General features: G+C 36.8%; 20 protein-coding genes, 1 tRNA gene and 3 pseudogenes. 4 read left to right on the forward strand and 20 right to left on the reverse strand.

What is annotated here, in order from left to right; all coding sequences use genetic code 11:
* Positions 1 to 98 precede the first annotated feature (98 nt).
* The 15 genes and pseudogenes from KB197_RS06810 to KB197_RS06880 form a co-directional block, all read right to left on the reverse strand.
* Complete coding sequence (locus KB197_RS06810) at positions 99 to 1,052, reverse strand: hypothetical protein (protein ID WP_064276989.1); 954 nt, start codon at positions 1,050 to 1,052, stop codon at positions 99 to 101.
* 100 nt (positions 1,053 to 1,152) lie between these two features.
* Complete coding sequence (locus KB197_RS06815) at positions 1,153 to 1,776, reverse strand: hypothetical protein (protein ID WP_421127457.1); 624 nt, start codon at positions 1,774 to 1,776, stop codon at positions 1,153 to 1,155.
* Positions 1,777 to 2,033: 257 nt separating this feature from the next.
* Complete coding sequence (locus KB197_RS06820; RefSeq protein WP_064276987.1) at positions 2,034 to 2,555, reverse strand: hypothetical protein; 522 nt, start codon at positions 2,553 to 2,555, stop codon at positions 2,034 to 2,036.
* A 766-nt stretch (positions 2,556 to 3,321) separates the two neighbouring features.
* A pseudogene (locus KB197_RS06825) lies at positions 3,322 to 3,435 on the reverse strand (DUF4176 domain-containing protein); the annotation flags it as partial.
* On the reverse strand, positions 3,428 to 4,327 hold the full coding sequence (locus KB197_RS06830; protein WP_064276986.1) for a hypothetical protein: 900 nt from the start codon (positions 4,325 to 4,327) through the stop codon (positions 3,428 to 3,430). The pseudogene KB197_RS06825 and the gene KB197_RS06830, both read right to left, overlap by 8 nt.
* Before the next feature lie 16 nt (positions 4,328 to 4,343).
* Entirely contained in the window at positions 4,344 to 5,225 is an 882-nt protein-coding gene (locus tag KB197_RS06835; protein WP_064276985.1) for a hypothetical protein, read from the reverse strand.
* A gap of 16 nt (positions 5,226 to 5,241) precedes the next feature.
* On the reverse strand, positions 5,242 to 6,120 hold the full coding sequence (locus KB197_RS06840; RefSeq protein ID WP_064276984.1) for a hypothetical protein: 879 nt from the start codon (positions 6,118 to 6,120) through the stop codon (positions 5,242 to 5,244).
* Positions 6,121 to 6,136: 16 nt separating this feature from the next.
* Positions 6,137 to 7,015 (reverse strand): hypothetical protein, encoded by an 879-nt coding sequence (locus KB197_RS06845; protein WP_064276983.1) that lies wholly within the window; start codon positions 7,013 to 7,015, stop codon positions 6,137 to 6,139.
* 43 nt (positions 7,016 to 7,058) lie between these two features.
* On the reverse strand, positions 7,059 to 7,904 hold the full coding sequence (locus tag KB197_RS06850) for a hypothetical protein (RefSeq protein WP_212573514.1): 846 nt from the start codon (positions 7,902 to 7,904) through the stop codon (positions 7,059 to 7,061).
* A gap of 233 nt (positions 7,905 to 8,137) precedes the next feature.
* Positions 8,138 to 8,209: transfer RNA gene (locus KB197_RS06855), tRNA-Arg, on the reverse strand.
* A 41-nt stretch (positions 8,210 to 8,250) separates the two neighbouring features.
* A complete protein-coding gene (rplS, locus tag KB197_RS06860) occupies positions 8,251 to 8,598 on the reverse strand; it encodes a 50S ribosomal protein L19 (protein WP_001068669.1) in 348 nt (115 codons plus the stop codon).
* Positions 8,599 to 8,716: 118 nt separating this feature from the next.
* Positions 8,717 to 9,046 carry a fluoride efflux transporter CrcB gene (gene crcB / locus KB197_RS06865; RefSeq protein WP_064276982.1) on the reverse strand — a complete coding sequence of 110 codons (330 nt, stop codon included), beginning with the start codon at positions 9,044 to 9,046 and terminating at the stop codon, positions 8,717 to 8,719.
* Positions 9,040 to 9,414 carry a fluoride efflux transporter CrcB gene (crcB, locus tag KB197_RS06870; RefSeq protein WP_064276981.1) on the reverse strand — a complete coding sequence of 125 codons (375 nt, stop codon included), beginning with the start codon at positions 9,412 to 9,414 and terminating at the stop codon, positions 9,040 to 9,042. Before crcB (KB197_RS06870) ends, crcB (KB197_RS06865) begins: the two co-directional genes overlap by 7 nt.
* Entirely contained in the window at positions 9,411 to 9,677 is a 267-nt protein-coding gene (locus tag KB197_RS06875; RefSeq protein WP_212573482.1) for a chorismate mutase, read from the reverse strand. Before KB197_RS06875 ends, crcB (KB197_RS06870) begins: the two co-directional genes overlap by 4 nt.
* Before the next feature lie 115 nt (positions 9,678 to 9,792).
* Positions 9,793 to 10,236 (reverse strand): flavodoxin, encoded by a 444-nt coding sequence (locus KB197_RS06880; RefSeq protein WP_001162128.1) that lies wholly within the window; start codon positions 10,234 to 10,236, stop codon positions 9,793 to 9,795.
* A gap of 103 nt (positions 10,237 to 10,339) precedes the next feature.
* Here KB197_RS06880 and KB197_RS06885 point away from each other — a divergent pair, with 103 nt between their 5' ends.
* Positions 10,340 to 11,275 (forward strand): DHH family phosphoesterase, encoded by a 936-nt coding sequence (locus KB197_RS06885; protein ID WP_064276980.1) that lies wholly within the window; start codon positions 10,340 to 10,342, stop codon positions 11,273 to 11,275.
* A gap of 95 nt (positions 11,276 to 11,370) precedes the next feature.
* On the forward strand, positions 11,371 to 11,613 hold the full coding sequence (locus KB197_RS06890; RefSeq protein WP_000710764.1) for a type B 50S ribosomal protein L31: 243 nt from the start codon (positions 11,371 to 11,373) through the stop codon (positions 11,611 to 11,613).
* A 102-nt stretch (positions 11,614 to 11,715) separates the two neighbouring features.
* Here KB197_RS06890 and KB197_RS06895 read toward each other — a convergent pair.
* Positions 11,716 to 11,937 (reverse strand): annotated as a pseudogene (locus KB197_RS06895) (tyrosine-type recombinase/integrase); the annotation flags it as partial.
* Positions 11,938 to 11,942: 5 nt separating this feature from the next.
* Positions 11,943 to 12,189 (reverse strand): annotated as a pseudogene (locus KB197_RS06900) (IS1182 family transposase); the annotation flags it as partial.
* A 188-nt stretch (positions 12,190 to 12,377) separates the two neighbouring features.
* On the opposite strand from KB197_RS06900, the gene KB197_RS06905 reads away from it, so the two are divergent.
* Both KB197_RS06905 and KB197_RS06910 read left to right on the forward strand, forming a co-directional pair.
* A complete protein-coding gene (locus tag KB197_RS06905) occupies positions 12,378 to 12,662 on the forward strand; it encodes a type II toxin-antitoxin system RelB/DinJ family antitoxin (RefSeq protein ID WP_020902339.1) in 285 nt (94 codons plus the stop codon).
* Positions 12,652 to 13,005 carry a type II toxin-antitoxin system RelE/ParE family toxin gene (locus KB197_RS06910; protein WP_064276861.1) on the forward strand — a complete coding sequence of 118 codons (354 nt, stop codon included), beginning with the start codon at positions 12,652 to 12,654 and terminating at the stop codon, positions 13,003 to 13,005. Before KB197_RS06905 ends, KB197_RS06910 begins: the two co-directional genes overlap by 11 nt.
* A gap of 743 nt (positions 13,006 to 13,748) precedes the next feature.
* Here KB197_RS06910 and KB197_RS06915 read toward each other — a convergent pair.
* The 3 genes from KB197_RS06915 to KB197_RS06925 all read right to left on the reverse strand — a co-directional run bounded on the left by KB197_RS06915 (position 13,749) and on the right by KB197_RS06925 (position 19,867).
* Positions 13,749 to 15,083 (reverse strand): Nramp family divalent metal transporter, encoded by a 1,335-nt coding sequence (locus tag KB197_RS06915; protein WP_064276862.1) that lies wholly within the window; start codon positions 15,081 to 15,083, stop codon positions 13,749 to 13,751.
* Positions 15,084 to 15,298: 215 nt separating this feature from the next.
* A complete protein-coding gene (gene carB / locus KB197_RS06920; protein ID WP_064276863.1) occupies positions 15,299 to 18,475 on the reverse strand; it encodes a carbamoyl-phosphate synthase large subunit in 3,177 nt (1,058 codons plus the stop codon).
* 312 nt (positions 18,476 to 18,787) lie between these two features.
* A complete protein-coding gene (locus KB197_RS06925; protein WP_049500415.1) occupies positions 18,788 to 19,867 on the reverse strand; it encodes a carbamoyl phosphate synthase small subunit in 1,080 nt (359 codons plus the stop codon).
* Between the last annotated feature and the right edge of the window lie 12 nt (positions 19,868 to 19,879).

The following is a 19,879-nucleotide window of genomic DNA, read 5'->3' on the forward strand; positions in this document are numbered from 1 at the left end:
ATAAGCTTGAATCTCCTCTATCATACATCGATTTGTCGTTCTTGCTCTTATGGCTTGAAGTCATAAAGAAAAAGCAAGCACAATGGCTTGCTTGATAGTTAAGGAATTAAAAATTGATCTTCATAATCTTTTGGGAGCTCATAAGATATTTCTCCATTACTATTACCAAATCGACTTTGATTAAAAATTGGAAATAGCTTGGAGTCGTACACAGTTTTTATAACAAAACGTTCTCTTTCAAAACTAATAGTTGCAGCTACTGAGGGATCATCAAAAACCGTTTGTTTACCTTGGGAATGCAAGCGAACGTCTATAGTAGCTACTTCTTCAGGATATTTTTCAAATCGAACATCAAAACGAATGTCGATACCTTCCGAAGGCATGTACATTTGATTGTTACTTACACTGATACTTTGAATCTTTCCTAATTTCTGTTCCAATTCTGGGTCGTTTCTATACAGGTCTGTTTGGATAGCTAGTTTGAAATTTTCCTCATGTTCTTGTAGCCATCTGTTAAGATTACGAATCATATTTTCTTTTTCAACTTTCCTGGAGGCATCCTTGCTCTTGCGATCAAGTTTATTCATAGTTTCAGTCAATTTATCTTGCTCTCGCTTCCAATCCCACGAGGGGTCACTTGATACCTCTACTACTGATAAGTACCATCTCCTCATAGTTTCAGGAGATTTATAAGGATTGGGTTTTATAAATGTAAAAGGACCTATACCAGCATCAGGAAAGTATAATTCTACTTTCATTGACTGCTTGCGATTATTATTAGCATAGGCTGTAAAGGAAATATGATAATTTCCACCTACATCTCCACCATTATCAAAGCCTCCCCTCGCAGAACCTGGTAAAAGCGTCACTGACTTTATATATTGCCCTTGACTGTCTATGTCTGCAATAATTTCTCTCTTGATAGAATCTTTATGATCATGAATAAACTTACCAGTGTTCCCAATCGGTATCCTAATTAACAAATATGACAAACCAATAATAATAAAGGGAACGGAAATCGCAAGGAATATCCACTTGTTCGATTTTAACATAAATACCTCCTGATGCTCATTAAAAATCAGTTATAAAACAGCTTTTATAGTGCTTTACCTTTCAACTCGACGGTTACTTTTCTCGATTGAATTCATAAATCTACTTTCCTTTCACTAAATAAATTGCAGTACTGATTTGAACCAATTTTTCTTTAGATTCTATACTTAGGAGTATATCGTATCTATCATAGTACGCATATCCAAGACTAACTGAAAGTTTTGTGTCAGATGGAAGGTTATACTTTTCCACTATTTTTTTGTATAACTCTGATTGATTTTCTGGTTGGTAAATAATATCACTCAATTTAGTTTCTGCGCTCTTAAATGTTCTTTCCACATCTAAGGAAGCGAAATAATCTCTTGAAACCATTAAGTTTAGAATTTCTTCATCATATAAAGGAGTTATCTCCGCCCCATAATTTAACTTCCCATTAGAATATGTGACCGAAACAGTTTCTTTATCCTCGCCAAGTGTTATTGTATAATCACCCTTAATATCAGCTTGATTAATATCTAAGTCCACTTCGTACTTTTTGACTTCAGCTTGATTTTTTATATAAACATCACTAGTGTATGACCTTAGTCCAGTAAACTCCTTCTTGTCTTGCTCTAAAAATTTAAACATAGGCTCAAACGTTTTTTCAAATTCGTACTGTTCCTTTGTTCTGTTTTTTGGAATGGTTTCACCACCCAAACTACATCCAGTCAACGATGCTGCTGTCATAAGTATAACTCCTCCTATCAGTAACCATAAAATTATTTTTATTTTTTTCATCTTTCTTTACTCCGCGATTATAATGTTCAATATTGATTCGTGATTGCGCCTTTAATCAAGCGTTTAGCGCATCAATGCCTTAATCTTAATGTATGTACTCTCACAAACAAAATAATGAACTTGACCTTCTAACATAGTCTCTCTCAGAGGTTTCTTTGTAACAGGTACAACGTTTTGCTTGCAATAAAATATTTATTCCCAGTCTACTATGAATCTCGCAAACCATTTAACAATATTTTTTTAATTTTACTTATCTTAAATTCCTGATGAAAATGTATAACACAAGCAAAAGCAACTAGATATATCATCAAACACAAAAAATCGGTTTCTCTAATATAAGTAACTAAAAAATAAATCCCTAAAATAATAAAAAGAATCTTAATAATAAAAATTGAAATCACCTTTACTAATAGTGTTCTGAGATCTTTTTCCTTCAAAACAACTGATTTCCAACCAGTTCTCGGATCTTTTTTTCTCACCTTCGATATCATCAACATTCCGCAAACTATCAGAATTCCAATCATTGCAATACCGATATTAATAGGATACGATAATGTCCCAAATGCTGAATTTAAAGCACTTGCAATTCCTTTTAAAAGAAAGACTGCAAGTGGAGCAGCAACCATTATCCAATTGGAAGTATATTTTTGATCTTGATATTGAAATACTGCATTTTCTTCATCAAAATAAATCCATTTTGAATCCAAATAACCAATATATATTTTCATAATTAAAATTTCTCCGTTAATTTATTAATTAAAAACACTACCTAACCCCGAGAAAAATCCATTAACCGCCCTTTAAAAAATTTTTATTTATATATTCTTCAAAATGGAACCTTTTTGTAAAAAATCCGTTCGTATAAAATAGATAAGAAAAACAAACTACATAGTTCATCACTAGTAACAAGAATATACTAGGTCGTGAAAGATATAGAAACATTGAAAAAGAAAACATAACAATAAATAATAAGGTAAATAACACTATGGTTTTGTTATGTTTTTTTACTTGTTTCTTAAATCCGTTAAATTCCGCTCTTGTAAATTCAACCTTTTCAAATTCTGTATTCAAATATAGACGTCTATTATAAACAATCGCAGCAATAATCGAAAGGATAAAGGAAACAAGCACAAGAGATAAATACTTAGGACCTCGTTAGATTCAATACTTTTAAATAGAGCAAATCCTAGCACATGGTAACCAATGATAGAAGACAAAAATATTTTAGATTTAGATGCCTTATGAGTAACCGACTTTTTCAAGTCGCCTGTAGATAAAACAATATAATAGGTATCTTCTTTATAATCTCCTAAACAAAGTAGAGATTTGTAATCATGCATAATTCTTCTCCTTATTATTAAAATACATTACCTAAACCAAAAAAGAAACCATTGACAGCATCTCCCGCACTGTCCCATATTTTCTCAGCTGTATCACTGACAGAATCTACAAATTTTTTCACATTTTTCTTGGTGCCCTCATCAGTTTTTCCTATCCAGTTTCCTCGTCTTCAAAAATTACACCACGTCCAACAATCACTAATTCCCGTGTTCCTTATTGAAGATAGACAGTGCTACCTAACGGTAATAATTCTTTTTTATTATTCATTTTTTAATAACTCCTTGTGTTTTTTTAAATATTTTTTTCCATACCACTCTTCTACAGTTTTCCCTTCCCATTCGCGGTATTCTTCGGGATATTTCCATTTATAGTAAGCTTGAAGGAAATAAGGAAACATGAGGTAAATTTCAAAAGCAACAACTAAAATATTAAGAATCAGTATTGAAGCCAAAATACCGAGTCCTCCAATCAAATTATTACTATTCTCCATCGAACTTGAGAAAAAAATACGAATGACTAGCCAAATTGCTACAACCAAACCACCATACTTGGCAATTATGCTAAACATCTTGCCGAAGAATCTATCACTAAAACTTTTCTTTAGAGTTGTCCCATATAACAACATTCCTAATGACTCACACTCAGAAAGAATCATTGAAATAATTATTAATAATATTAATCCTACAAAAGTGAACATTCCCCAAAATCCAGCTACTGCATAAATTAAGTTTAGAGAAAAAAGATTGAGTTCAACAACTAGCCAGATAATAAAGGTAACCATAAAATGAAATTGGCCCCTATAAATCAAAATAAACTGCTGATTGTATCGCTTCCCTAGTATAATCAATAAAATCCATATTGCAAGTGCTATCCAAAATACCCAGTACGGAAGAAAATTAATGTCGGGTAAAGGGACTGTTAAATCTCTAGGATCAGAATGGTAAAATAAATAATTATTTAAAGCTACAATCAACCAATTGGGACCAATTATAAATAGGAAAGTCAGAATTACCAGCCAAACATATGATTTTTTTGTTCCTCTAAATTGCTCTTTTTTTAAAGCATCTTGGTAATTGTCCCGAGCAAATTTCCCTGAGACGCTATCGTCTAATAAATTTAGGCTCTCTTCAAAACTTGCTTTAAAAATTGATTTCTTCATATTCTTCACCCAAATCCTATTTTAATAACTCCTTGTGTTTTTTTAAATATTTTTTTCCGTACCATTCTTCTACTGTTTTCCCTTCCCACTCGCGGTATTCTTCGGGATATTTCCATTTGTAGAATGCTTGTAAATAACTAGGAAATTCGATGTAAGTTAGCATAGTAATCACAGTAATATTTAGGATAATCCATGTTATCAAAAGACCTAATCCTTCCAATGAAGTTGAAAATTTTATGGAAAAACTTTTTATAATAAAGTTTATAATTACTCCAATTCCCAAAAAACTCATTCCATAAATCGCTATCTTATTGGCAATTTTGTTGCGAAGAGAAGAGCCACTTCCATTACCATACATCAGTTTTTTAAGACTTTCAATTTCAAGGCTAAACATAAAACAGGCTAATATAGTAATAAAAACAAAAATAGCAGCAACCATCCAAATAGATAAAGTTGGTAATGACATATCAATCGCTAACAGATTAAATTCAAGGCTAAGCCAAATTAGAAATGTGATGACATGAAAATGATTACGATAAGGCAGTATAAAAGCTTTTCTAAAAACTTTACCAATCAATATGATAAATACCCAAATTAAGAAACAGACTAGATATACCTCAGCTGTTAGTAATGGATGTTGATAGATAGGCAATCTTAAATCTTTAGGATCAGAGTCGTGCAAGGACAGCGAGAAAACAAGAATCATAAAGTTTATAATGACAGGACCGATAAGAGTGAAAACAATATTCTGAATATGAAGAACTAGTTTAGACTTTCCTTCCCTATAATATGTTTCTAACTTAGAGAAAACATTTCCTTTTTGATACTGTAAAAAACCATCATCTTCTAGATTAAGACTTTCTTCAAAACTTGCGCTAAAAATAGATCTTTTCTTCATGATTTTCACCCAAATCCTATTTTAATAACTCCTTGTGTTTTTTTAAATATTTTTTTCCATACCACTCTTCCACTGATTTTCCTTCCCACTCACGATACTCTTCAGGATATTTCCATTTATAGTAGCCTTCTAAAAAGAAAGGAAACTCCAAAAATACAATTATGGCTATTAAACCAATATTTAACAAAATCCAACATATAAAGAGGCCAAAACCAGTTATAGAAGATGAAAAATTAATAGAAAAAGCTTTGAAAATATAATTAACAATCACAGCCAAGCCCAATATACCGGCTCCATAAATAGCAATACCTTTGGCAATTTTATCTTGTAAGGTAAGTAACTTAACTTCTCCATACATTCGTTTTTTCAAACTTCTAAGCTCCGTTCTTAACATTACATAAGCCAAGAATACTAGAAGTCCAAAAAATACCAAGATCCCCCATGTTGTTAATATAGGTAACGTAATTGTTATAGCTAGCAAATTAAATTCAAACATAAACCATATCGTAAAAGTTATAATATGAAAGCGATAACGATAAGGGAGGATAAACGTCCGTTTAAATAATTTACCCATTAATACCAATAACAACCAAATTAATAAACAAATTAAATACACTTCAACTGTTAGTAAAGGATGCTGAGAAATAGGCAATCTCAAATCCTTAGGATCAGAATCATGTAAGGACATCGCAACAACAAGGATCATGAAATTTAAACCTATCGGAAACAACAGACTAAGAATAAAAGTTTTAATACCAAACCAAAAGGAAGGTCTCCCTTTCTTAAAGGCTTTCCCAAGTTTATTATAATAATCTTGTTTCTGATACTGTAAAAAACCATCATCTAATAAATTTAAACTCTCCTCAAAACTTGCTTTAAAAATTGATTTCTTCATACTTTTCACCCAAATCCTATTTTAATAACTCCTTGTGTTTTTTTAAATATTTTTTCCCATACCATTCCTCTACAGTCTTACCTTCCCACTCGCGGTATTCTTCAGGGTATTTCCATTTATAGTAAGCATAAAGGAAATAAGGAAATTCCATAAAAATAAGCATTGCAATTAAACCAATGTTTAACAAAATCCAACATATGAAGAGACCTAAAAGAGTTACGGAATGTGAAAAATTAATAGAGAAAGCTTTGAAAATATAATTAACAATCACAGCCAAGCCCAATATACCTGCTCCATAAATAGCAATACCTTTGGCAATTTTATCGAGTAAGGTAGGTGCCTTAATTTCTCCATACATTCGATTTTTCAAACCTTTAAGTTCTATCCTAAACATCCAATAAATTAAGGCTAAAAGAAGACAAACAAGAATAAAAATTTCCAATATTGTTAGAAATGGTGATGCTAAACCAATAGCAGCAAGGTCGAACTCTATAACAAACCAAATCAAAAACGTTATGACATGAAAATGAGTCCTATATGGAAGAATAAAAAATGGTTTGAAAAATTTACCAATTAGAACTAATAGAAGCCATATAAATAACCCGATTATATAAACATGAGCCGTTAAAAAATTATGATTTGAAATGGGAAAGACTAAATCTTTTGGGTCACTAGTATAAAGCATTGTTGAAAAAACTAATAATAAAAAGTTGAAGCCAATCGGGAAAATAAGTGTCAATATACCATATAAGACAGCGTTTTTTAAATAATCAAATACATTCCTTGGAGGTTTGGACACTTTTTTATCTTGTTCCTTCAATTGATACTGTAAAAAACCATCATCTAATAAATTCAAACTCTCTTCAAAACTAGCTTTAAAAATTGATTTCTTCATACTTTTCACCCAAATCCTATTTTAATAACTCCTTGTGTTTTTTTTAATATTTTTTCCCATACCACTCTTCTAAAGTTTTCCCTTCCCACTCACGATACTCTTCAGGATATTTCCATTTATAGTAGGCTTGAAGGAAATAAGGTAAACCTATGAAAGCCACTACAGCAACCAGTATAACATTACAAAAAATCCATAATAGCAAGAAACCAAATGCCTTTATTGAGATTGACATATCTACTGTAAAGATTCCTAAAATACGCTTTATGATAATACCTGCTCCTAAAATCCCCATACCATAGAGAGAGATCATTTTTGCAATCTTATTACGGAAAGTATTTCCCGAAACCTCACTATACATGAGTCGTCTTAATCCTCTTAACTCAATATTCCATATCGCATAAGTGACAATCATAATGATTCCATAGATGCCAATCATTTCCCAAGTTGCCAGATTTGCTAATAGAATATCAAACACGATTAGATCAATTTCCAATAAGAACCAAATCATAAATGTAAAAGTATGAAACTGATAGCGGTATGGTAAAAGATAGACTCTTTTAATAAACTTTCCGAGTATGACTAAGAATAGCCAAATTAGAAGTAATATCAAAAAAACATTTACCGTTAATGACTCGTGCTTGGCTATTGTAAGAGTTAAAGTGTCACTTTCATGGAACGCCATAGATACAATAAGCAATAGAAAGTTAAAATCAATAGGAAAAATAAGGGCTAAAATAAAACTTTTGATACAGAACCAAAGAGAGGCTCTCCCTTTTTTAAAATAGTTAGCCGTCTTATCATGTTGCTCTTGCTGTAACTTTCGAAGTCCATCATCTTCTAGATTCAAACTCTCTTCAAAACTTGCTTTAAAAATTGATTTCTTCATAATTTTCACCCAAATCCTATTTTAATAACTCCTTGTGTTTTTTTAAATATTTTTTTCCTTACCAGAAATCTAGATCCTAATACTCAATCCAACCCCATGATAAGGAGAGAAATCCCAATCAAATTAGTATTTATACTTTCTCCTATTATACCACACCTCTATTTTCATCTGAAACGGTTTCCATTTTAGAACAAGAAAAAAACACTGATTATTCAGTGCTTTTTCGATTGAATTACTGCCCCCTGCTGGAATCGAACCAGCAACTACTCCTTAGGAGGGAGTTGTTATATCCATTGAACTAAGGGAGCTAGATAAAAACTCTGCTGAAAAAGCAGAGTTTTTAGTCGAATTAACGACGGATTTCTTTGATACGAGCTGCTTTACCTTGAAGAGCACGCAAGTAGTACAATTTCGCACGACGTACTTTACCGTAACGAACAACTTCAATTTTTTCAACACGTGGAGTGTGGATTGGGAAGATACGCTCAACACCTACACCGTTAGAGATTTTACGAACTGTGTAGTTTTCTGAGATGCCAGCACCTTTACGTGCGATAACAACACCTTCAAAAATCTGGATACGTTCACGGTTACCTTCGACAACTTTCGCGTGTACACGAACAGTGTCACCAGGACGGAATGATGGGATATCTGTACGAAGTTGACCTTCAGTCAAGCTTTGGATTAATGGATTCATTTTATTCTCCTATCTTTGTCAATCTTGAGGAATCTTCCTCAGCGGATAAACTGTATTTTTGTGCGTCCATTACACACAAGATACAGTTTACCAAATTTCCACAAAAAAGTAAAGAAATTTATAGCAGAATTCCTAAAAAAATCGCAACCAAACCACCTAGATAGGTCAAAGTCAGGTAAGAATAAAAGACCTTCTTATCACTCAACAGTCTTTGGAGTTCATCATTCAAGGTCGAAAAAGTCGTCAAACCTCCACAAAATCCTGTTGCTAGAATAGCATAGACTTCCTTGGACTCCACATAATTGTAGAGCAAGCCAATCAAAAAACAACCTAGAAGATTGGCTATGAGCGTTCCGAGTGGCAATTTAGAAGCTTGATTATATTGGGAAAAGAAATAGCGTACTAGGGCTCCGCAGCCACAAGCAATTGCAAGATAAATGATTACCATTTCTTCCTCCCCAAATAGTAAGCCAAGAACAGACCTCCACCGATACTCAAAAGCAAATACAGGACCAAACTAAGATAACGCCCTGTATCAAGCAGTTTCACAGCATCAAGCATGAGGCTAGAAAAGGTTGTCAAACCTCCACAAAAACCCGTCCCCAGTGCTAGAACCAAGCCCTTACTAGTCCCCTTATAGACCAGATAGCCCTTGACAAGATAAACCAAGCAGAAAATTCCCAGATAGTTGACAAAGAGAGTGCCCCAAGGAAAATCTGGACTGGCTGGTAACCAAGTGGAAACTAGATAGCGGACAAGTCCGCCCGCCATGGCAGCTAGAAAAATCCCTAGCGGATAAAATTGTTCTTTTTTCATTTGATGTTTTGATCCTGATAATCACGCGAACGTTTGAGTATGTCAGAAAAAGTCGCGACAATAGTTTCCTGATAGCGCTTGTCTTCTACACGATTTCTGACCTTTTCAAAAATAACTGCTTCTCTCTTGGTATCTAAAATCGGTTTCCCTGAATCCTTCTTATAAGCGACAACCCCTTCAACTAAATGCATTCGTTCTTCTAACAGTTTGACAATTTGATCGTCAATTTGATCAATTTCTTGACGAATACTATCTAAATCCATACAGTCTCCTCCTTTATTTGAATTATTGTATCAAAAAGCCACCAAATAGGCTAGTAAAATCCCAAGTCACGATAAGAAAAATGCACTGATTGATTGCATCAGCGCACGTTTCTGCTTATCCTACTTTTGCAGCCAATTCTTCTGCAAATTGTTCCAAGCGTTCAATGTCTTCTTCCTCAGCAGAAAGATCAACTTTAACACACTCTGAACCTTTTTCTGCCCCTGTTGAAACAAAAACACGGTCAAAGTCATCAACAGCCTTACAGAATTCATCGTAGAAGGTGTCACCTGAACCGACCACTCCGTAGATTTTGCCATTCAAGTTGAGATCTGCTAGGTCTTCGTAGAAGTCCATCATCTCATCTGGCAATTCTCCATCACCATAAGTATAGGTCGCAACGATAGCGATGTCTGCTTCCAAGAAGTCTGAAGCGTCAACAGTTGTACATTCATCAACATCGACATCCAAGCCCAAGTCACGTAATTTGTCTGCTACAATATCTGCAATTTCTTCGGTATTACCGGTCATACTGGCAAATACAATTTTTGCTAATGCCATATCGTCCTCCTCAATTTATCTTTCTCCATTATATCACATCTTTTTCATTTTAAAAATAAAAATTCTTGTGCTACAATGAAATGAGAAAGAATTGAGGTTATTTATGGAAATTTGCCATCAAATTTTAGAAAAAATCAAAGAATACGACACGATTATCATCCATCGTCATATGAAACCAGACCCTGATGCCTTGGGAAGTCAAGTGGGATTGAAAGCTCTTCTCAAACATCATTTCCCAGAAAAAACTATTAAAGCCGTAGGTTTTAATGAACCAACTTTGACCTGGATGGCGGAGATGGATCTTGTTGAAGATAGTGTCTACCAAGGGGCACTTGTCATCGTCTGTGATACGGCTAATACTGCTCGTATCGATGATAAGCGCTATAGTCAAGGTGATTTTCTCATTAAGATTGACCACCATCCAAATGATGATGTATATGGTGACCTATCTTGGGTGGATACTAGTTCAAGTAGCGCTAGCGAGATGATTACCCTATTTGCTGAAACAACCCAACTGACCTTGTCAAATCGAGCTGCTGAGTTGCTCTTTGCAGGAATCGTTGGTGATACAGGTCGTTTCCTCTACCCTTCTACCACTGCACGGACTCTTCGCCTGGCTGCCTTTCTGAGAGAACATAACTTTGACTTTGCGTCTCTCACTCGCAAAATGGACACTATGAGCTACAAAATTGCTAAACTACAGGGCTACATCTACGACCATCTGGAAGTGGATGAAAATGGTGCAGCGCGCGTTATCCTGAGTCAAGAAGTCTTGAAACAATTCAATGTTACCGATGCTGAAACTGCCGCTATTGTTGGAGCACCTGGTCGTATTGACAGCGTCAGTCTCTGGGGAATTTTTGTAGAACAGGCTGATGGCCACTACCGTGTTCGCTTACGCAGTAAAATCCATCCTATCAATGAAATTGCCAAAGAACATGATGGAGGAGGCCACCCTCTAGCAAGCGGTGCTAATTCCTATAGCCTAGAGGAAAACGAAATCATATACCAAAAGTTAAAAAACTTGCTTAAAAACTGATAAAATACTTGCCAAACATTTCATAATCTGATAGACTAGTATGGTAACAATCTATGGCTCGCAAAGAGACCATGGCAGAAAGGAAATATTGCAAAATGAAAAAAGATATCCATCCAGAATATCGCCCAGTTGTCTTCATGGACACAACTACTGGTTACCAATTCCTTAGCGGTTCAACAAAACGCTCTAACGAAACAGTTGAGTTCGAAGGCGAAACTTACCCATTGATCCGTGTGGAAATTTCATCAGACTCACACCCATTCTACACTGGACGTCAAAAGTTCACTCAAGCAGATGGACGCGTGGATCGTTTCAACAAAAAATACGGTCTCAAATAATCAACCGCATTTATTGCTTAAAAACGTTGATACAAAGCCTTTTCCAAGAAATTGGATTTGGCTTTTTATTTTTAGTACCGTTTTTGGTACCGTCTTGGAAAACTAACCTTTTTCACTATCCAGGTAATCTACAAATTTTGTGATAGCTTTCTTCTCCCCTACTACTGTAGAATGGCTATAAGTATCCAAGGTCAACTGACTACTTGCATGCCCTAACCTTTTGGCTGCGTTAACAGGATCTACACACGTTTCAATCATCAAGATAGCATGAGTATGTCTGAAGCCATGAGGAGCAATATTCTTCAAGTCATTTTTCCTGATAATGGGCTATTGATAGTGCGGCAGCTGACAACCAACTGTCCTGTTAGGTACTGCATAGCGAGGGTTTCAATCATCATTTTTTCAATTTTTGTCCAGAGAAAATCTCTTGTGAATAGGCAATTAGAAGGCATGGAAGTGGCTATCTTCCAAGGTATTTACCACTTTTTCAATAGTAAAGACGAGATGTTCTTGTGGCAAGAAAGAACGGATTTCTAGTGGTAAAGTTGTTTGATTTGTGTTATAGTGAATATGCATGGGATAGCCTTTCTAAATGGTTTATTGGGCAATTCTATTTTACCAAGACTATCGCAACCATGCAAAAAAGCAACGGCAAATCCGTTGCTTTTTTGAAGATAAGAGACTATTGTCCCAGTCTCTTTTTCTTGATTAAAATCTATATCTAGTATATAATCAATCTATAACGTATAGATTGGAGATATGTCATGGCTATAACATTATCAAAACAATACAATTTTAAACTGAATGAAGCTACTATGGAACAAGCTCGAAATATTATCAAGGAAAAGGGAATGACAATGACAGATGCTATTTCTTTATTTGTGGAGCAAATAGTCCTGGAGCAAGATTTGCCTATTAAGACGGCCGAAGATCTACATAGAGAACAGTTGATTGAGGAATTACAAGCCCAATCTGAACGTGCCTTGAGAGAATACGAGGCAGGAGAAGGTACTTCCCTAAACAATATGAGGGTACGCTATGGCTTATAAAGTGATTGCTTCAAAAGAGGTCGAGGAAGCTATCGACAATATACACGACTATATAGCTACGGTACTTCTATCACCTCAATCTGCCAAAAATACTGTGGCTAAAATTTTAGACAGCTTAAAAAGTTTAGAAATTTTTCCTGAAGCAGGTTTTGACGCTGATGAGAAAATCGGAATAAAAATTAACAGCAAGTATCCAACACGAGGAAAAATTATTGACCAATATGTTTTGCTTTACTTCATCGATCAAAAACGAAACAATGTTTTTTTATCTCACTTATTCCACACTAAAAGTGACTATGTCACTTTGCTACAAAAAGACAATAAAAAAAGCTCAACTGATTGAGACAACTTTCTTTATTTTATAAGCTCCGAAACCTTAATTTTTGGTACCTTTTTGGTACCGTCTTGGTTTAACAATACGCTATATATATAATATTTTACAGCTACTTTCCCTTTAGAAACGTTGATTTAATAAGGATTTAAACATTACAAAGTATACCTTTGTAAAATTGGAATAAATCAATCAAGGAGAAGTCAAATATCACAAACACCTAAGTTAATAAAAATTATTGTTGACATTCTCTCTTATTTATCCTAAACTATGGATAAGGATAGGATGTTTGTCGGGTGACTGGTAACAGTTTGCTCAAAGGTACTTGTTTTAGGTACAGGTTAGGTACTGCCTTCAGCTTTATGCTGTAAAGAACCCGCTCCACCACTGGTCCTATTCGTTTTACTCTTGGATTATATTCAAGAGTTTTTTCTTGTCAAAAAAAAATCTCAAACACCTGAGACATCTTTCTTTATTTTATAAGCTCCGAAACCTTAATTTTTGGTACCTTTTTGGTACCGTCTTGGTTTAACAATACGCTATATATATAATATTTTACAGCTACTTTCCCTTTAGAAACGTTGATTTAATAAGGATTTAAACATTACAGAGTATACCTTTGTAAAATACGGTCTCAAATAATGATAAAAAAGAACAGTTTCAACTGTTCTTTTTTTCTTCTTTTTATAAACCAATCACTACTACTTTCTATTTGGCAACCGTCACGCTGACACTATAATTGATTTCAAACGGGGTTAAAAAATATCGAAAAGAAGCTTGATATTGAGAATAGTCAAGATGATTGAAACTACGTAGCCTAGGATTGTGTTCCACTTGGCATTGGTAAATTCTCCCATCACTGACTTCTTAGAAGTCAGATAAATTAAGGGAAAAATTGAGAATGGAAGAGCGATTGAAAGAAAGACCTGTGAATAGACCAATAACTGATCTAAGGTCTTTTCTTGATGCCCAAACAAGACAGCAACTATCATCACAGGGAGCAAGGCAAAAATCCGTGTTCCGACACGAATAACCCACTGTGGTAATTTCATATGCAAGAAACCTTCCATAACGATCTGTCCAGTCAAAGTACCTGTAATAGTAGAATTTTGGCCACTTGCTAAGAGAGCTAAAGCAAACAAAGTTGACAGAGTTGAGCTGGCTATCGCTCCTGCTATTGTCGAATCCTGTAAAGCATTGTACATTTGAGAGAAAGCTGAAATTTCAGATGCATGGCCCAAAAAGAGGGAGGCACCTAAAATAAGAAGCAAGGAATTGACAACAAAGGCTAGAGACAACTGAAGATTTGAGTCCCAGGTCATAAAACGGACAGCTTTTCGTATATCTTTCTTATCCTTATGGTTGATTTTTCTTGTTTGAGATAGGGATGAATGGAGATAGAGATTATGGGGCATGACTGTTGCTCCCACAATCCCTAAAGCCAAAGTCAGTTGACTCTCATGTCCTGGCAAGGAACTTTCAAATAAAGTCGAAGTCGGTAAATAGCCACCAAAAATCCCCTGCATACTTGGATTAGATAAAGCAACCAGATAAGAAAAAATACCTAATATGGTTAAGATAAGAGTTGTAACGATAGCTTCAATCTTCTTGAACCCAAATTTCATCAACAAGAGCAAAAGAAATACATCTAAAACGGTTAGGAGGATAGCGACCATAATCGGTATTTTAAACAAAAGATTTAAAGCAATCGCTGAACCTAAAACCTCAGCCAAGTCTGTCGCCATTAAAGCTAATTCTAAAATCACCCACAGACTATAGCGAAGCCACTTGGGAGCATGATGAGCTGTTGCCTGTGCTAGGTCCATCCTAGTCACGATACCGAGCCTTCCAGCCATCTGTTGTAGTTGCATGGCAATGATGGAGGAAATCAAAATAACAAATAAGAGACTATACTTGTAGGAAGCACCACCAACCACACTGGTAATCCAGTTTCCAGGATCCATATAACCAACTGCTACAAGAGCTCCAGGCCCTAAAAATGCTTTTAGATTTTGCCAAAAACGATTGTTATTCGGAGTTTCAATAGATTGATTAATCTCAGAAAGAGAGACCTTTTTGTAAGAAGACATCGGAATATTCACTTTCTAATCTTGTCTTTGCCTATTTTATTAATGGAGTTTTGAAAATATAATGAAAATAATTTCCTATTTCCAATTTATTCTTATTATATCACATTTTGAAATGATTCTTAAGGAAAGCATGATAGTTAAAACAAGCAAGAACAGTATTGAAAAAAACCAGCGTTTTCTGACGCTGGCTTTTTAACTGTGAAAAATTTTCTCAACTAGATTGCTTCTGTAACAAAACTACGGCTTTCCAATACTTTGAGCATGGCGTTAGCTGTATCTAGGGCTGTGAAGAGGGGCACTCCGTGTTCAATGGCTGAACGACGGATTTGCTCTCCATCTTCGTCTGCAGTTCGTTTGGTTCCTACTGTGTTAATGATAGCTTGGATTCTTCCTTTACGAACAAAGCTTGGAATATCCTTATCGTCATCACCAATCTTACCAACAGGTTGGGCTTGCAATCCTTGACGGGCAAAGAAGGCTGCTGTCCCTTCTGTCGCGAGGATTCCATAGCCAATATTTTGGAAACGACGAGCCAAGTCCAAGGCTTCTTCTTTGGCATCATCAGCGATGGTAAATACAACGTTACCAAAAGTTGGCAAGTGTAAGTAAGAAGCTTCAAAGGCCTTATAGAGAGCTTTTTCCAAAGTCGTATCAGAACCCATAACTTCCCCTGTTGACTTCATTTCAGGACCAAGTAAGCTGTCTACCTTAGCTAGTTTGGTAAAGGAGAAGACAGGTGCCTTGATATGAACTCGGGTGCTTTCAGGGTAAAGTCCATCTTGGTAGCCAAGTTCTTCAAGTTTTTGACCAAGAATGAGCTTGGTTGCTACTTGAGCCATAGGGATATTGGTCACTTTAGAAAGAAATGGAACCGTACGGCTGGCACGTGGATTGACCTCAATAACATAGACTTTTTCATCCTTGATGACAAACTGGATGTTCATCATTCCAAGGCAGTTAAGACCGATTGCTAGGCGTTTAGTATAGTCTGCGATTGTTTCTTGTACCTTTTGCGACAAGGTTTGTGGAGGATATACGGCCATTGAGTCACCTGAGTGGACACCGGCACGTTCGATATGCTCCATGATACCAGGGATGAGAACATTTTCCCCGTCTGAGATGGCATCAACTTCGCACTCCTGACCAACGATATAAGAGTCTACAAGGACTGGATGGTCAGGACTAGCCTTAACCGCTGTGCGCATGTAAGAACGAAGGTCTGCTTCGTTTTCAACGATTTCCATAGCACGTCCACCAAGTACATAAGATGGACGGACAAGAACTGGGAAGCCAATCTTACGAGCTGCAAGAACTGCTTCTTCTTCATTGGTAGCCGTTTGTCCTGGTGGCTGTGGAATATCCAAATCTTTAAGAGCTTGCTCAAAGAGGTCACGGTCCTCAGCTCGGTCTAGATCAGCAACCTGTGTCCCAAGGATGGTCACACCTGCTTTCGCCAATGGCTCCGCAAGGTTGATGGCTGTTTGACCACCGAACTGAACGATAACACCCTTTGGTTGCTCCAAGTCGATGACATTCATGACATCTTCGAATGTTAATGGCTCAAAGTAAAGCTTATCTGACACAGAGAAGTCTGTTGAAACGGTCTCTGGGTTTGAATTCATGATGATGGCTTCATAGCCAGCCGCTTGAATAGCCTTAACCGAGTGAACAGTTGCGTAGTCAAACTCAACACCTTGACCGATACGGATTGGACCAGAACCTAGGACTAGTACAGATTCCTTATCAGACTTGATAGACTCATTTTCCCAACCATAGGTTGAATAGAAATATGGTGTTTCAGAGTCAAACTCCGCCGCACAAGTATCCACCATCTTGTAGACTGGGACAATCTTGTTTTCCAAACGAAGTTGACGAACTTGGTCAGCTGTCGTTTCCCAGAGTTCAGCAATCTTACGGTCTGAGAAGCCATTAAGTTTAGCTGTTTTCAAAACTTCAAGATCTTGTGGATGGGCACCCAACTCCTGCTCAATTTCAAAGATATGTAGGAGTTTATCGAGATAAAAGATATCGATTTTTGTAAGCTCTGCAATTTCTTCTGGTGTGTAGCCACGACGAATGGCTTCTGATACATAGAAGAGACGATCATCTTGGGCTTTGACTACTTTTTCAATCAAGGCATCATCAGAAACTGCTGCAAGTTCAGGCATTTCATTGTGGTGAACGCCAATTTCAAGTGAACGGCAAGCCTTAAGAAGAGATTCTTCAATGTTACGACCGATTGCCATGACTTCTCCAGTGGCCTTCATCTGAGTACCAAGACGGCGCTCACCCTTTTCAAACTTGTCAAATGGGAAACGTGGAATCTTGGCAACAACGTAGTCAAGGGCAGGCTCAAACATTGCATAGGTTGAACCTGTAACTGGGTTGATAACCTCATCCAAGGTCAAACCGACGGCAATCTTAGCAGCCAATTTGGCAATTGGGTAACCTGTCGCCTTAGAAGCAAGGGCTGAAGAACGCGACACACGAGGGTTTACTTCGATGACATAGTACTTGAAGCTGTAGGGATCAAGGGCCAACTGAACGTTACATCCACCTTCAATCTTAAGGGCACGAATGATGCTCAAACTCGCGTCACGTAGCATTTGGTTTTCATAGTCTGACATGGTTTGCGCAGGGGCAAATACAATGGAATCCCCTGTATGAATCCCAACTGGGTCAAAGTTTTCCATGTTACAAACAACCAAAGCATTGTCAGCTGAGTCACGCATAACTTCGTATTCGATTTCCTTGAAACCTGCAATCGAACGTTCAATCAAACATTGGGTCACAGGTGACAATTTCAATCCATTTTCAGCGATTTCACGCAATTCTTCCTCATTAGCACACATTCCACCACCAGTACCACCAAGTGTAAAGGCTGGACGAACGATGACTGGGTAGCCAATTGTTGCTGCAAAGGCAACAGCTTCTTCAACAGTGTTTACAATTTCAGATTCTGGAATGGGTTGTTCCAATTCTTCCATCAATTGTTTAAAGAGGTCACGATCCTCCGCTTGGTCAATAGCAGATAATTTAGTTCCCAGAAGTTCAACACCAAGCTCATCAAGGATACCATTTTTAGATAATTCCATGGCCATGTTGAGACCTGTCTGACCACCGAGTGTTGGTAGCAAGGCATCTGGACGTTCCTTGCGAAGAATTCGTGTCACAAACTCAAGTGTAATCGGTTCAATATAAACCTTATCAGCAATTTCCTTGTCCGTCATGATAGTTGCAGGATTTGAGTTAACCAAAACAACCTCATAACCTTCCTCTTTCAAAGACAAGCAAGCCTGGGTCCCAGCGTAGTCAAACTCAGCAGCTTGACCAATAATAATCGGACCAGAACCAATCACCATAATTTTTTGAATATCAGTACGTTTAGGCATTTATAAGATATTAAGGGCGTCAAGCGGACAAAGCTAAAATAGGAGTTATGACGAAGAACTATCAGTTCTAGGAATAACTATCTTTTTAGCACCGTCCGTAGCCCGTATTCAATTTAGCAAATACGGACCACCCTTCTCCTTTCTATTCGTCGCCTCACAGAGCGACATTAAATAAGATACAAAGGACGAATAGAAAGCGATTGAATTTTAGGAAACCAAGGAAGGATTGACAATCCAAGTTGGTTTCTCTAAATTCCGAGCTTTCCGTCCGTGTTCAGTTACATAAATTCTCCGACGAGGTTTTACTCGTTCTTAGTTTGATCGTTTAAAAGCTTCCATCATCTCGATAAACTCGTCAAATAGGTAACTTGCATCGTGTGGACCAGGGGCTGCATCTGGGTGGTATTGAACAGAGAAAGCCGGTTGGTATCTGTGACGTACACCTTCAACTGACTTGTCATTGATTTCTTCATGGGTAATGATCAAGTGCTCTGGCAAATCCTCACGGCTAACTGCATAACCATGGTTTTGACTTGTAAAATCCACACGTCCTGTAGCAATTTCGCGTACCGCATGGTTAAAGCCACGGTGACCAAATTTCATCTTGTAAGTCTTAGCACCGTTTGCCATGGCAAAGAGTTGGTGCCCCATACAAATACCAAAGATTGGAATTTTTCCTTGCACACCACGAATCATGTCGAGTGCTTGTGGAACATCTTCTGGGTTACCTGGACCGTTTGACAACATAACTCCGTCAGGATTGAGATGGAGAATTTCTTCCGCCGTTGTTGAATAAGGAACGACCGTCACATTACAGTTTCGCTTAGAAAGTTCACGTAGGATTGAGTGCTTGAGACCAAAGTCCACTAGCACCACGCTCAAACCAACTCCTGGAGCTGGATATGAAGTTTTAGTAGAAACCTGTTTGATATTGTCAGTCGGCAAAACTGTTGCTTGAAGCTGGTCCGTCACATGGTCCATACTGTCTCCAACATGAGTTAATGTTGCTCGCATAGTGCCATGCTTACGGATAATCTTGGTAAGAGCACGCGTATCAATTCCTGAAATACCTGGAATTTTCTTGGCTTTCAAAAATTCATCCAGCGTCATTTGATTGCGCCAGTTGCTTGCTCTACGCGCCTCTTCGAAAACAACGACTCCCTTACAAGTTGGAATAATGGATTCGTAGTCATCACGGTTAATGCCATAATTTCCTACCAAAGGATAAGTAAAGGTCAAGATTTGTCCATTATAAGACTGGTCTGTAATGGATTCTTGGTAGCCAGTCATCCCTGTATTAAAGACGATTTCGCCTGTTACATCAATATCTGCTCCGAAGGCCTTGCCTTCAAAAACTGTGCCATCTTCTAGTACTAGAAGTCTTTTTGTCATATTTTCACCTCT

The sequence above is a fragment of the Streptococcus sp. 11-4097 genome, from assembly GCF_018215285.2.
In the GTDB taxonomy this organism is placed as follows: domain Bacteria; phylum Bacillota; class Bacilli; order Lactobacillales; family Streptococcaceae; genus Streptococcus.